Source organism: Agrobacterium tumefaciens str. B6, assembly GCF_001541315.1.
GTDB classification, from domain to species: domain Bacteria; phylum Pseudomonadota; class Alphaproteobacteria; order Rhizobiales; family Rhizobiaceae; genus Agrobacterium; species Agrobacterium radiobacter.
Genome location: NZ_LMVK01000005.1, coordinates 24948 through 37107, shown reverse-complemented (window position 1 = coordinate 37107; position 12160 = coordinate 24948). Strand labels below are relative to the sequence as shown.

The 12160-nt window shown below is 57.8% G+C and carries 20 protein-coding genes; all 20 read left to right on the top strand.

Annotated features, from left to right (window positions below):
- Nucleotides 1–22 precede the first annotated feature (22 nt).
- Complete coding sequence (gene fusA, locus ASB65_RS05970; protein WP_003507762.1) at nt 23–2122, top strand: elongation factor G; 2100 nt, start codon at nt 23–25, stop codon at nt 2120–2122.
- Between the two features lie 65 nt (nt 2123–2187).
- On the top strand, nt 2188–3363 hold the full coding sequence (gene tuf / locus ASB65_RS05965; RefSeq protein WP_060723316.1) for an elongation factor Tu: 1176 nt from the start codon (nt 2188–2190) through the stop codon (nt 3361–3363).
- Nucleotides 3364–3674: 311 nt separating this feature from the next.
- Entirely contained in the window at nt 3675–3983 is a 309-nt protein-coding gene (gene rpsJ, locus ASB65_RS05960) for a 30S ribosomal protein S10 (RefSeq protein ID WP_003507767.1), read from the top strand.
- Nucleotides 3984–4187: 204 nt separating this feature from the next.
- Nucleotides 4188–4829, top strand: a complete 642-nt coding sequence (gene rplC, locus ASB65_RS05955; protein WP_060723315.1) for a 50S ribosomal protein L3 — start codon at nt 4188–4190, stop codon at nt 4827–4829.
- A gap of 12 nt (nt 4830–4841) precedes the next feature.
- Entirely contained in the window at nt 4842–5462 is a 621-nt protein-coding gene (gene rplD, locus ASB65_RS05950; RefSeq protein WP_003495173.1) for a 50S ribosomal protein L4, read from the top strand.
- Entirely contained in the window at nt 5459–5752 is a 294-nt protein-coding gene (locus ASB65_RS05945) for a 50S ribosomal protein L23 (RefSeq protein WP_003495178.1), read from the top strand. The genes rplD and ASB65_RS05945 overlap by 4 nt, the downstream gene beginning before the upstream one ends.
- 43 nt (nt 5753–5795) lie before the next feature.
- Nucleotides 5796–6632: a 50S ribosomal protein L2 gene (rplB, locus tag ASB65_RS05940; protein ID WP_003507771.1), complete on the top strand. Its 837-nt coding sequence runs from the start codon at nt 5796–5798 to the stop codon at nt 6630–6632.
- A gap of 15 nt (nt 6633–6647) precedes the next feature.
- A complete protein-coding gene (gene rpsS, locus ASB65_RS05935) occupies nt 6648–6926 on the top strand; it encodes a 30S ribosomal protein S19 (protein WP_003507772.1) in 279 nt (92 codons plus the stop codon).
- Between the two features lie 2 nt (nt 6927–6928).
- Nucleotides 6929–7318, top strand: coding sequence for a 50S ribosomal protein L22 (gene rplV / locus ASB65_RS05930; protein WP_003495184.1), 390 nt, complete (start codon nt 6929–6931; stop codon nt 7316–7318).
- Nucleotides 7318–8049, top strand: coding sequence for a 30S ribosomal protein S3 (gene rpsC, locus ASB65_RS05925; protein WP_003507773.1), 732 nt, complete (start codon nt 7318–7320; stop codon nt 8047–8049). Before rplV ends, rpsC begins: the two co-directional genes overlap by 1 nt.
- Nucleotides 8050–8087: 38 nt before the next feature.
- A complete protein-coding gene (gene rplP / locus ASB65_RS05920) occupies nt 8088–8501 on the top strand; it encodes a 50S ribosomal protein L16 (protein WP_003507774.1) in 414 nt (137 codons plus the stop codon).
- Between the two features lie 12 nt (nt 8502–8513).
- Complete coding sequence (gene rpmC, locus ASB65_RS05915; protein ID WP_060723314.1) at nt 8514–8714, top strand: 50S ribosomal protein L29; 201 nt, start codon at nt 8514–8516, stop codon at nt 8712–8714.
- An 11-nt stretch (nt 8715–8725) separates the two neighbouring features.
- Nucleotides 8726–8962 carry a 30S ribosomal protein S17 gene (rpsQ, locus tag ASB65_RS05910; protein WP_003495195.1) on the top strand — a complete coding sequence of 79 codons (237 nt, stop codon included), beginning with the start codon at nt 8726–8728 and terminating at the stop codon, nt 8960–8962.
- A 235-nt stretch (nt 8963–9197) separates the two neighbouring features.
- The gene (gene rplN, locus ASB65_RS05905) at nt 9198–9566 is read left to right on the top strand and encodes a 50S ribosomal protein L14 (protein WP_003495199.1); all 369 of its coding nucleotides are present in this window, start codon (nt 9198–9200) and stop codon (nt 9564–9566) included.
- 12 nt (nt 9567–9578) lie between these two features.
- Nucleotides 9579–9887, top strand: a complete 309-nt coding sequence (gene rplX / locus ASB65_RS05900) for a 50S ribosomal protein L24 (protein WP_003495200.1) — start codon at nt 9579–9581, stop codon at nt 9885–9887.
- Nucleotides 9880–10434 carry a 50S ribosomal protein L5 gene (gene rplE / locus ASB65_RS05895; RefSeq protein ID WP_060723313.1) on the top strand — a complete coding sequence of 185 codons (555 nt, stop codon included), beginning with the start codon at nt 9880–9882 and terminating at the stop codon, nt 10432–10434. The genes rplX and rplE overlap by 8 nt, the downstream gene beginning before the upstream one ends.
- A gap of 33 nt (nt 10435–10467) precedes the next feature.
- A complete protein-coding gene (gene rpsN / locus ASB65_RS05890) occupies nt 10468–10773 on the top strand; it encodes a 30S ribosomal protein S14 (RefSeq protein WP_003507785.1) in 306 nt (101 codons plus the stop codon).
- Between the two features lie 12 nt (nt 10774–10785).
- Nucleotides 10786–11184 (top strand): 30S ribosomal protein S8, encoded by a 399-nt coding sequence (gene rpsH, locus ASB65_RS05885; protein WP_003507786.1) that lies wholly within the window; start codon nt 10786–10788, stop codon nt 11182–11184.
- 43 nt (nt 11185–11227) lie between these two features.
- The gene (gene rplF, locus ASB65_RS05880) at nt 11228–11761 is read left to right on the top strand and encodes a 50S ribosomal protein L6 (protein ID WP_003495204.1); all 534 of its coding nucleotides are present in this window, start codon (nt 11228–11230) and stop codon (nt 11759–11761) included.
- A gap of 12 nt (nt 11762–11773) precedes the next feature.
- Nucleotides 11774–12136, top strand: coding sequence for a 50S ribosomal protein L18 (gene rplR, locus ASB65_RS05875; protein WP_003507787.1), 363 nt, complete (start codon nt 11774–11776; stop codon nt 12134–12136).
- Nucleotides 12137–12160: the final 24 nt, after the last annotated feature.

The window sequence follows — 12160 nt, the reverse complement described above, 5'->3', positions numbered from 1 at the left end:
GCATATCGAAAGGCAGTCCATTATGGCTCGCGAATATAAAATCGAAGACTACCGCAATTTCGGTATCATGGCGCATATCGACGCCGGCAAGACGACGACCACCGAGCGTATCCTTTATTACACCGGTAAGTCGCACAAGATCGGTGAAGTTCACGATGGCGCAGCCACGATGGACTGGATGGAACAGGAGCAGGAGCGTGGTATCACCATCACCTCCGCTGCCACCACGACCTTCTGGAAGGGTCGCGACGGCAAGATGCGCCGCTTCAACATCATCGACACCCCCGGCCACGTCGACTTCACCATTGAAGTTGAGCGTTCGCTGCGCGTTCTCGACGGCGCCATCGCGCTGCTCGACGCCAACGCCGGTGTTGAGCCGCAGACGGAAACCGTCTGGCGCCAGGCCGAGAAGTATCATGTTCCGCGTATGATCTTCTGTAACAAGATGGACAAGACCGGCGCTGACTTCTACCGCTCGGTAGAAATGATCAAGACCCGTCTCGGCGCCATCGCCGTTGTCATGCAGCTGCCGATAGGCGCTGAGACCGAGTTCAAGGGCGTTATCGACCTGATCGAGATGAACGCACTCATCTGGCGCGACGAATCGCTCGGCGCTCAGTGGGACGTCGTCGAAATTCCTGAAGACATGAAGGCCAAGGCTGACGAATATCGCGAAAAGCTGATCGAGACCGTTGTCGAGATCGACGAAGAAGCGATGGAAGACTACCTGAACGGCATCATGCCCGACAACGAAAAGATCCGTGCGCTCGTTCGCCGCGGCACCATCGACGTGAAGTTCCACCCGATGTTCTGCGGTACCGCGTTCAAGAACAAGGGCGTTCAGCCGCTTCTCGACGCTGTTGTCGACTACCTGCCTTCTCCGCTGGACATTCCGGCGATCAAGGGCATCGACTTCAAGACCGAAGCCGAAATCGAGCGTCATGCCGATGACAGCGAGCCGCTTTCCATGCTCGCGTTCAAGATCATGAACGACCCCTTCGTCGGTTCGCTGACCTTCGCCCGCATCTACTCCGGCAAGCTCGAAAAGGGCACGTCGGTCATCAACACGGTCAAGGACAAGCGCGAGCGCGTCGGCCGTATGCTGCAGATGCATTCCAACAGCCGTGAAGACATCGAAGAAGCCTTTGCCGGCGACATCGTTGCTCTGGCTGGCCTCAAGGAAACCACCACTGGCGATACGCTCTGCGATCCGCTGAAGCCGGTTATCCTCGAGCGCATGGAATTCCCCGAGCCGGTCATCCAGATCGCCATCGAGCCGAAGACCAAGGGCGACCAGGAAAAGATGGGCCTCGCGCTCAACCGCCTGGCTGCTGAAGATCCTTCGTTCCGCGTCAAGACGGATGAAGAATCCGGTCAGACGATCATCGCAGGCATGGGCGAACTTCACCTCGACATTCTCGTTGACCGTATGCGTCGCGAGTTCAAGGTTGAAGCTACCGTCGGCGCTCCGCAGGTTGCCTACCGCGAAACCATCACGCGTCAGCACGAAGAAGACTACACGCACAAGAAGCAGTCCGGTGGTACCGGTCAGTTCGCTCGCGTGAAGATCATCTTCGAACCGAACCCCGAAGGCGAAGACTTCAAGTTCGAATCGAAGATCGTCGGTGGTGCTGTTCCGAAGGAATACATCCCGGGCGTTCAGAAGGGTATCGAAAGCGTTCTGTCTTCCGGTCCGCTGGCTGGCTTCCCGATGCTCGGCGTCAAGGCGACGCTGGTCGACGGTGCATTCCACGATGTTGACTCGTCGGTTCTCGCCTTCGAAATCGCATCGCGTGCCTGCTTCCGTGAAGCAGCGAAGAAGGCTGGCGCACAGCTTCTCGAGCCGATGATGAAGGTCGAAGTCGTAACGCCGGAAGACTATGTCGGTGACGTTATCGGCGACCTGAACTCCCGTCGTGGTCAGATCCAGGGCCAGGAAAGCCGTGGTATCGCCGTCGTCATCAACGCGCATGTTCCGCTCGCGAACATGTTCAAGTACGTCGACAACCTGCGCTCCATGTCGCAGGGCCGTGCACAGTACTCGATGACGTTCGACCACTATTCGCCGGTTCCGTCGAACGTGGCGCAGGAAATCCAGGCAAAGTACTCCGGTCAGAAGTGATCGGGGTACGCCCCACCGAATTTTGAAGATTATTCCCGTCAAGGGACAAGAATGGAGAGCCACTAATGGCAAAGAGCAAGTTCGAGCGCAATAAGCCGCACGTCAACATTGGCACGATCGGTCACGTTGACCATGGCAAGACGTCGCTGACGGCAGCAATCACGAAGTTCTTCGGCGAGTTCAAGGCGTATGACCAGATCGACGCGGCTCCGGAAGAAAAGGCTCGTGGTATCACGATCTCGACGGCACACGTTGAATACGAGACGCCTGCCCGTCACTACGCGCACGTCGACTGCCCCGGCCACGCCGACTACGTGAAGAACATGATCACCGGTGCTGCCCAGATGGACGGCGCGATCCTGGTTTGCTCTGCAGCTGACGGCCCGATGCCGCAGACCCGCGAGCACATCCTGCTCGCTCGCCAGGTTGGCGTTCCGGCGATCGTCGTATTCCTCAACAAGGTCGACCAGGTTGACGACGCCGAGCTTCTCGAGCTCGTTGAACTGGAAGTTCGCGAACTTCTGTCGTCCTACGACTTCCCGGGCGACGATATCCCGATCATCAAGGGTTCGGCGCTTGCTGCTCTTGAAGATTCTGACAAGAAGATCGGTGAAGACGCGATCCGCGAGCTGATGGCTGCTGTTGACGCCTACATCCCGGCGCCTGAGCGTCCGATCGACCGGCCGTTCCTGATGCCGATCGAAGACGTGTTCTCGATCTCTGGCCGTGGTACGGTTGTGACGGGTCGCGTTGAGCGCGGTATCGTCAAGGTTGGTGAAGAAGTCGAAATCGTCGGCATCCGTCCGACTTCGAAGACGACTGTTACCGGCGTTGAAATGTTCCGCAAGCTGCTCGACCAGGGCCAGGCTGGCGACAACATCGGTGCACTGGTTCGCGGTGTTACCCGTGACGGCGTTGAGCGTGGTCAGATCCTGTGCAAGCCGGGTTCGGTCAAGCCGCACAAGAAGTTCATGGCAGAAGCCTACATCCTGACGAAGGAAGAAGGCGGCCGTCATACGCCGTTCTTCACGAACTACCGTCCGCAGTTCTACTTCCGTACGACTGACGTGACCGGCATCGTGTCGCTTCCGGAAGGCACGGAAATGGTTATGCCTGGCGACAACGTCACCGTTGAAGTCGAGCTGATCGTTCCGATCGCGATGGAAGAAAAGCTGCGCTTCGCTATCCGCGAAGGCGGCCGTACCGTCGGCGCCGGCATCGTGGCTTCGATCGTCGAGTAATTTCGACCATTGAAATTCTGACTGGCGGCGGTGTGAACAACACCGCCGCCGGCCTTTTAGTAAAAAGCCTGGCGGCGTTGCATTTTTAGTGCTTGAAAAATTCGGTGAAAGCGCGTAAACGCGCACTCACAATCACCGCTGGATTCGCAAGCGATTGCGGAGCGCGGTGTTTTTAGCAATACAGACTACCGAAATGATTGGGGTGTAACGCTCATCCCTCTCGATTTTTGAAAATCTGCGGCGCCACGATCAATAGAAGTTCATGTGTTTCCGCGTGCGGAAACGAATAACAAAGAACAAGGACAAGACGAATGAACGGCCAGAATATCCGTATTCGCCTCAAGGCGTTCGATCACCGGATCCTCGATGCCTCTACCCGTGAAATCGTGTCGACCGCAAAGCGCACCGGCGCCAGCGTTCGCGGCCCGGTTCCGCTCCCCACCCGCATCGAAAAGTTTACCGTCAACCGCTCTCCCCACGTTGATAAGAAGAGCCGTGAACAGTTCGAAATGCGGACGCACAAGCGTCTTCTCGATATCGTTGACCCCACCCCGCAGACTGTCGATGCTCTGATGAAGCTCGACCTCGCTGCCGGCGTTGACGTGGAAATCAAGCTCTAAGACCCGGCCCGACCCCATCCAGGGTGAGGGCTGAAGTAAAAGGCCGGACTTCACCTTTGGGTGAGGGCCAATAACAAGGAAGGTACGTGGAGAAATCCAACGACTTCCAAACCGGAGACCGGAAACATCGTGAGATGTCGAAGGGCACTCCTTAACAAAGGCCAGAGAGGGTTTTCCCTTCAAGGCTCGCAAGAGGATGAACCAATGCGTTCAGGTGTGATTGCACAGAAAGTGGGTATGACACGCGTCTATAACGACGCAGGTGAACATATCCCTGTAACAGTATTGCGACTGGATAACGTACAAGTCGTTGCCCAGCGCACGGAAGACAAGAATGGCTACACCGCAGTTCAGCTCGGTGCCGGCCAGTCCAAGGTCAAGAACACGACGAAGGCGCTTCGCGGTCATTTTGCCGCTGCCAACGTCGAGCCGAAAGCCAAGCTCGTCGAGTTCCGGGTTTCCCCCGAGAACCTGATCGACATCGGTGCAACACTGACCGCAAATCATTTTCAGTCCGGCCAGCTGGTCGACGTCACTGGAACCACGCTCGGTAAAGGTTTTGCCGGTGCTATGAAGCGTCACAACTTCGGTGGTGGCCGCGCTTCGCACGGTAACTCCGTATCGCACCGTGCACACGGTTCGACCGGTAACAACCAGGATCCGGGCCGCGTCTGGAAGGGCAAGCGCATGGCTGGTCATATGGGCCAGACGCGCGTTACGACCCAGAACCTCGAAGTCGTTTCGACCGATGAAGACCGTGGCCTCATCCTCGTGAAGGGTGCAGTTCCCGGCTCGAAGGGTTCCTGGATCATCGTCCGCGACGCCGTCAAGTCGGCTGCGAAGTAAGGGAGCCTTATCATGGAATTGAACGTCAAAACCCTCGAGGGAAAAGACGCCGGCAAGGTTTCTCTGTCGGATGAGATCTTCGGCCTCGACCCCCGCCAGGACATCCTGGCCCGTATGGTTCGCTGGCAGCTTGCAAAGAAGCAGCAGGGAACCCACAAGTCCAAGAACCGGTCGGAAGTTTCCCGCACCGGCGCGAAGATGTACAAGCAGAAGGGTACCGGCCGCGCTCGTCACCATTCGGCTCGCGCACCGCAGTTCCGCGGCGGCGGCAAGGCCCACGGCCCGGTCGTTCGCAGCCACGCACATGACCTTCCCAAGAAGGTTCGTGCGCTTGCTCTGCGTCACGCCCTGTCCGCAAAGCTGAAGGCTGAAGAACTGATCATCGTCGATCAGCTCGTCGCGTCCGAAGCAAAGACCAAGGCTCTGCTGGGCAGCTTCGCTTCGCTTGGCCTGACCAACGCTCTCGTTATCGGTGGCGCAGAACTTGATGGCAACTTCAAGCTCGCAGCTCAGAACATCCCGAATGTGGACGTTCTGCCGGTTCAGGGCATCAATGTTTACGACATCCTGCGTCGTGGCAAGCTCGTGCTTTCCAAGGCTGCTGTAGAGGCTCTGGAGGAGCGGTTCAAATGACGGATCTTCGCCACTACGATGTGATCGTATCTCCTTCGATCACGGAAAAGTCGACGCTGGTATCCGAACAGAACCAGGTCGTATTCAACGTCGCCAAAAGCGCTTCCAAGCCTGAAATCAAGGCTGCCGTGGAAGCTCTCTTCGGCGTCAAAGTCACGGCTGTGAACACGCTTATCCGCAAGGGTAAGACCCGTCGTTTCCGTGGGTTCGCCGGTAAGCTTAAGGACGTCAAGAAAGCCGTCGTTACGCTCGCCGAAGGTCAATCCATCGACGTGTCCACCGGACTCTAAAGGTTAGGCCCAAGCGGGCAAAGACCCAAAAGGGAACAAGAATATGGCATTGAAAAGTTTCAATCCGACCACGCCGAGCCAGCGTCAGCTGGTTATCGTGGACCGCGCTTCGCTCTACAAGGGCAAGCCGGTAAAGGCTCTCACCCAGGGCCTCAGCTCCAAGGGTGGCCGTAACAACCAGGGCCGGATCACCGTCCGTTTCCAGGGTGGCGGTCACAAGCGGACCTACCGTCTGGTTGACTTCAAGCGTCGCAAGTTCGACGTTGAAGGCACCGTTGAACGTTTGGAATACGACCCCAACCGCACCGCGTTCATCGCGCTGGTTACGTATACCGACGGCGAACAGGCTTACATTCTCGCGCCACAGCGTCTCGCTGCCGGTGACAAGGTGATCGCCTCCGACAAGGCAGTGGACGTGAAGCCCGGCAACACCATGCCGCTTCAGTACATTCCTGTTGGTTCGATCATCCACAACGTCGAGATGAAGCCGGGCAAGGGCGGTCAGATCGCTCGCTCCGCCGGTACGTATGTCCAGCTCGTCGGCCGCGATGCCGGTATGGCCATCCTGCGTCTCAACTCGGGCGAACAGCGTCTGGTGCACGGCTCCTGCCTCGCATCGATCGGCGCTGTTTCGAACTCGGATCACGGCAACATCAACGACGGTAAAGCCGGTCGTTCGCGTTGGCGTGGCAAGCGTCCGCACGTTCGCGGCGTCGTCATGAACCCGGTCGACCACCCGCACGGTGGTGGTGAAGGTCGCACGTCGGGTGGTCGCCACCCGGTTACTCCGTGGGGCAAGCCCACGAAGGGCAAGCGCACCCGTTCGAACAAGTCGACCGACAAGTTCATCATGCGCTCGCGCCATCAGCGTAAGAAGTAAGAGAGGTAGTCACTAATGGCTCGTTCAGTATGGAAAGGTCCGTTTGTTGACGGCTATCTTCTCACCAAGGCTGAGAAGGTGCGCGAGAGCGGACGTAACGAAGTAATCAAGATCTGGAGCCGTCGCTCCACGATCCTGCCGCAGTTCGTTGGTCTGACGTTCGGCGTCTACAACGGCAGCAAGCATGTGCCCGTCTCCGTCAACGAAGACATGGTCGGACACAAGTTCGGTGAATTCTCTCCGACCCGTACCTATTACGGTCACGGCGCGGACAAGAAGGCAAAGAGGAAGTAATCATGGCGAAGGCTAAGACCGAACGCCGGCTGAAGGACAATGAGGCTCAGGCCATTGCCCGTACGCTCCGCGTCAGCCCCCAGAAACTGAACCTGGTTGCCGCTCTTATCCGTGGCAAGAAGGTTGATCGCGCTCTCGCCGAGCTCGAATTCTCCCGCAAGCGCATTGCAGGCACCGTCAAGAAGACGCTCGAATCTGCAATTGCCAATGCGGAAAACAACCATGACCTCGACGTCGACGCTCTCGTCGTCGCCGAGGCCTATGTTGGCAAGTCCATCACCATGAAGCGTTTCCACGCCCGTGGCCGTGGTCGTGCTTCCCGCATTGAAAAGCCGTTCTCTCACCTCACGATCGTTGTTCGTGAAGTTGAGGAAAAAGGGGAGGCCGCATAATGGGTCAGAAAATCAATCCGATCGGCTTCCGCCTCGGCATCAACCGTACCTGGGACAGCCGCTGGTACGCTGACACCGCTGAATACGGCAAGCTTCTGCATGAAGACCTGAAGATCCGGGCTTACCTGATCAAGGAACTCAAGCAGGCCGGCATCGCCAAGGTCGTCATCGAGCGTCCGCACAAGAAGTGCCGCGTCACGATCCACTCGGCTCGTCCGGGTCTGATCATCGGCAAGAAGGGTGCAGACATCGAGAAGCTTCGCAAGAAGCTTTCCGAGATGACCAACTCCGAAACGCACCTCAACATCGTTGAAGTGCGCAAGCCGGAAATCGACGCGACGCTGGTTGCCCAGTCGATCGCTCAGCAGCTCGAGCGCCGCGTGGCTTTCCGCCGTGCGATGAAGCGTGCTGTTCAGTCCGCAATGCGTCTTGGCGCCGAAGGCATCAAGATCACCTGCGGCGGCCGTCTCGGTGGTGCAGAAATCGCTCGTACCGAATGGTACCGCGAAGGTCGCGTTCCGTTGCACACGCTGCGTGCGGACATTGACTACGGCACAGCCGAAGCTGAAACCGCATTCGGCATCTGCGGCATCAAGGTCTGGATCTTCAAGGGCGAAATCCTTGAGCACGATCCGATGGCTTCTGAGCGTCGCGGTCTCGAAGGCGACGCACAGGGCCCTGCAAGCCGTGAGCGTGGCGATCGTTCCGATCGTCGTCGCGAAAACGCTTGATTGACGCTGGCGAAAGATAAGCTCGGAGAAGTAAGAAAATGTTGCAGCCAAAGCGTACTAAGTACCGTAAGCAGTTCAAGGGACGCATCAAAGGCGTCGCCAAGGGCGGCTTTGACCTGGCATTCGGTGAATTCGGCTTGAAGTCGCAGGAACCGAACCGCGTGAATGCACGCGAGATCGAAGCGGCCCGCCGCGCGATCACGCGTTACATGAAGCGCGCAGGTCGTGTGTGGATCCGCGTATTCCCAGACGTTCCGGTTACGGCCAAGCCGACCGAAGTTCGTATGGGTAAGGGCAAGGGTTCGGTCGATTACTGGGCATGCAAGGTCAAGCCCGGTCGTATGATGTTCGAGATCGACGGTGTTACCGAGGAGATCGCCCGTGAGGCGCTTCGTCTCGGCGCTGCCAAGCTCTCGGTCAAGACGCGCTTCGTACAGCGCATCGCAGAGTAAGGAGCAAGGCACATGAAAGCCGATGAAGTTCGCGGCCTCAGCGCCGACCAGCTCAAGGACAAGCTCGCCGATCTGAAGAAGGAGCAGTTCAACCTGCGCTTCCAGAAGGTAACTGGTCAGCTGGAGAAGTCCTCGCGCATCAACGAAGTCCGCAAGGATATCGCCCGCGTTAAAACCATTGCCCGCCAGAAGGCGGCAGAAGCCAAGGCCTAAGGAAAAATAATATGCCGAAACGCATTCTGCAGGGCGTCGTTGTGTCCGACAAGAACGAGAAGACTGTCGTAGTTCGTGTTGAGCGTCGATTCGCTCACCCGCTGCTTCAGAAGACCGTTCGTCGTTCGAAGAAGTACAAGGCACACGACGAGAACAATCAGTATAAGGTCGGCGATGTCGTTTCCATCGAGGAATGCGCACCGATCTCCAAGGACAAGCGCTGGACGGTCGTATCCGCCCAGGCTTAATTTCATCAGAATCGCGCCAGGTCTCTTGAACTTGGCGCGAATTCCTGTATGAAGCACCGCAAGGACGCTCGTGAATCGAGCGTCTTTTGCTTTGATGCGCACGGAAGGTCCTTCGGGAAACCACCCTGTCACGACATTTCCGCGCAAGACGAAGATATATTCATAAGCTGGGGCAGGGGGCTCGCTCGGGAGAGTTTGCCCAACCGTTCCGGTAACAACAAGAAGGCGACCTGACATGATTCAGATGCAAACAAACCTCGACGTGGCGGATAATTCCGGCGCACGTCGTGTCATGTGCATCAAGGTGCTGGGCGGCTCGAAGCGCAAATATGCTTCTGTTGGCGACATTATTGTCGTTTCCATCAAGGAAGCTATTCCGCGCGGCCGCGTCAAGAAGGGCGACGTGATGAAGGCGGTTGTCGTTCGCACCGCCAAGGACATCCGCCGCGCTGACGGCAGCGTCATCCGTTTCGATAACAACGCAGCCGTTCTTATCGACAACAAGAAAGAGCCGATCGGCACCCGTATCTTCGGACCGGTTCCGCGTGAACTTCGCGCCAAGAACCACATGAAGATCATCTCGCTGGCTCCAGAAGTGCTGTAAGGAGCTATAGCGATGCAGAAAATTCGTAAAGGCGACAAGGTTGTCGTATTGACCGGTAAGGACAAGGGCCGTACCGGCGAAGTAATCCAGGTGATGCCGAAAGAAGACCGTGCCGTTGTGCGTGGCGTAAACATGGTGAAGCGTCACCAGCGCCAGACCCAGGCACAGGAAGCTGGCATCATCAACAAGGAAGCATCCTTGCACATCTCCAACATCGCCATCGTCGACAAGGATGGCAAGCCGACCCGCGTTGGCTTCTCTGTTGTGGATGGCAAGAAGGTCCGCGTGGCCAAGCGTTCGGGAGAAGTGATCGATGGCTGATAAGTACGAGCCGCGTCTCAAGGCGGAATACGTTTCCCGTATCCGTGGCGCCATGCAGGAGAAGTTCTCCTACGCCAACGTGATGATGATCCCGAAGCTTGAAAAGATCGTGATCAACATGGGTGTTGGCGAGGCAACTGCCGACTCCAAGAAGCCCACGATTGCTGCCGCCGATCTGGCTGCAATTGCTGGCCAGAAGCCGGTCGTTACCCGCGCTCGCAACTCGATCGCTGGTTTCAAGGTTCGCGAAGGCATGCCGATCGGTGCGAAGGTTACCCTTCGTGGCGCACGCATGTACGAATTCCTTGATCGTCTGGTCAACATCGCGCTGCCGCGCGTTCGCGACTTCCGGGGCCTGAACCCGAAGAGCTTTGACGGCCGTGGCAACTTCGCCATGGGCATCAAGGAACACATTGTGTTCCCTGAGATCAACTACGATAAGGTTGATCAGATGTGGGGCATGGACATCATCGTTTGCACGACGGCGACGTCGGACGACGAAGCTCGGGCTCTGCTGACAGAGTTCAACTTCCCGTTCCGTCACTAACCGTAACGACGAGCGTAGAAAAGGAACTCCGATATGGCGAAAACAAGCGCAGTTGAAAAGAACAAGCGCCGCCGCAAGTCGGTCGCCCAGCAGGCCGCCAAGCGCGCTGCACTGAAGGCGATCGTGATGAACCAGTCCCTTCCGATCGAAGACCGGTTCAAGGCCACTCTGAAGCTCGCTTCGCTGCCGCGTGACGGCTCGAAGACGCGTATCCGCAACCGCTGCGAAGTAACGGGCCGTCCGCGCGCGTTCTATCGCAAGCTCAAGATGTCGCGTATCGCGCTTCGTGAGCTGGGCAATTCCGGCAAGGTGCCGGGCATTGTCAAGTCGAGCTGGTAAGGAGACGGGCACATGACCATGACTGATCCTTTGGGTGATATGCTCACCCGCATCCGCAATGGTGCCGCTCGCCGCAAGTCTGCGGTAAGCACGCCTGCTTCCAGCCTCCGCGCACGCGTTCTCGACGTGCTGCAGGCTGAAGGCTACATTCGCGGTTATTCCAAGGTCGATTTCGAAAACGGCAAGTCCGAATTCACCATCGAGCTGAAGTACTACGAAGGCGCGTCCGTGATCCGTGAGATCGGCCGCGTTTCCAAGCCGGGCCGCCGGGTTTATGTCTCGGTAAAGTCCATTCCGCAGGTCGCGAACGGCCTCGGCATCACCATCCTTTCGACCCCGAAGGGCGTGATGGCCGATCACCAGGCTCGCGAACAGAACGTTGGTGGCGAGGTTCTTTGCTCGGTCTTCTAAGACCCGAGCAAGGATCTCCATAACGAACAGACAGGATTGAATAATGTCTCGTATCGGTAAAAAGCCCGTTCCGGTTCCCGCAGGTGTGACGGCCAATGTCGACGGCCAGAAGGTCACTGCGAAGGGCCCGAAGGGTGAACTGTTTTTCGTCGCTAACGACGACATTCAGCTGAAGCTCGAAGATAACGGCGTTTCCGTAACGCCGGCTAACGGCACCAAGGAAGCTCGTTCGAAGTGGGGCATGTCCCGCACGATGATCGAGAACATCTTCAAGGGTGTTAAGGACGGTTACGAGCGCAAGCTCGAAATCAACGGCGTCGGTTACCGTGCCGCCATGCAGGGCAAGAACCTGCAGCTGGCTCTCGGCTTTTCCCACGACGTGGTTTACGAGCCGCCGGTCGGCATCACCATTGCCGTTCCGAAGCCGACGGAAATCATCGTTTCCGGCATCAACAAGCAGCAGGTTGGCCAGGTAGCCGCGGAAATCCGCGAATACCGCGGTCCCGAGCCCTACAAGGGTAAGGGCGTGAAGTACGCTGAAGAGCGTATTGTCCGCAAAGAAGGCAAGAAGAAGTAAGGATCACGCGAAATGGCTAGCAGGAAAGAAGCACTTGCACGTCGCGCGAGCCGTGTGCGCCGCCAGATCAAGGCGGTTGCCAACGGCCGCCCGCGCCTGTCGGTTCATCGCTCGTCGAAGAACATCTACGCCCAGATCATCGATGACGTTGCTGGCAAGACGCTTGCGTCTGCCTCCACGCTCGAAGCAGATCTGCGCGGCTCGCTCAAGACTGGCGCCGACGTTGCAGCAGCAGCTGTCGTAGGCAAGCTGGTTGCCGAGCGTGGCGTCAAGGCTGGCGTCAAGGATGTCGTATTCGATCGTGGCGCGTTCATCTATCACGGCCGCATCAAGGCCCTGGCAGACGCTGCCCGCGAAAGCGGTCTGAACTTCTGATTTTTTTCCGCCCGGACAACGATC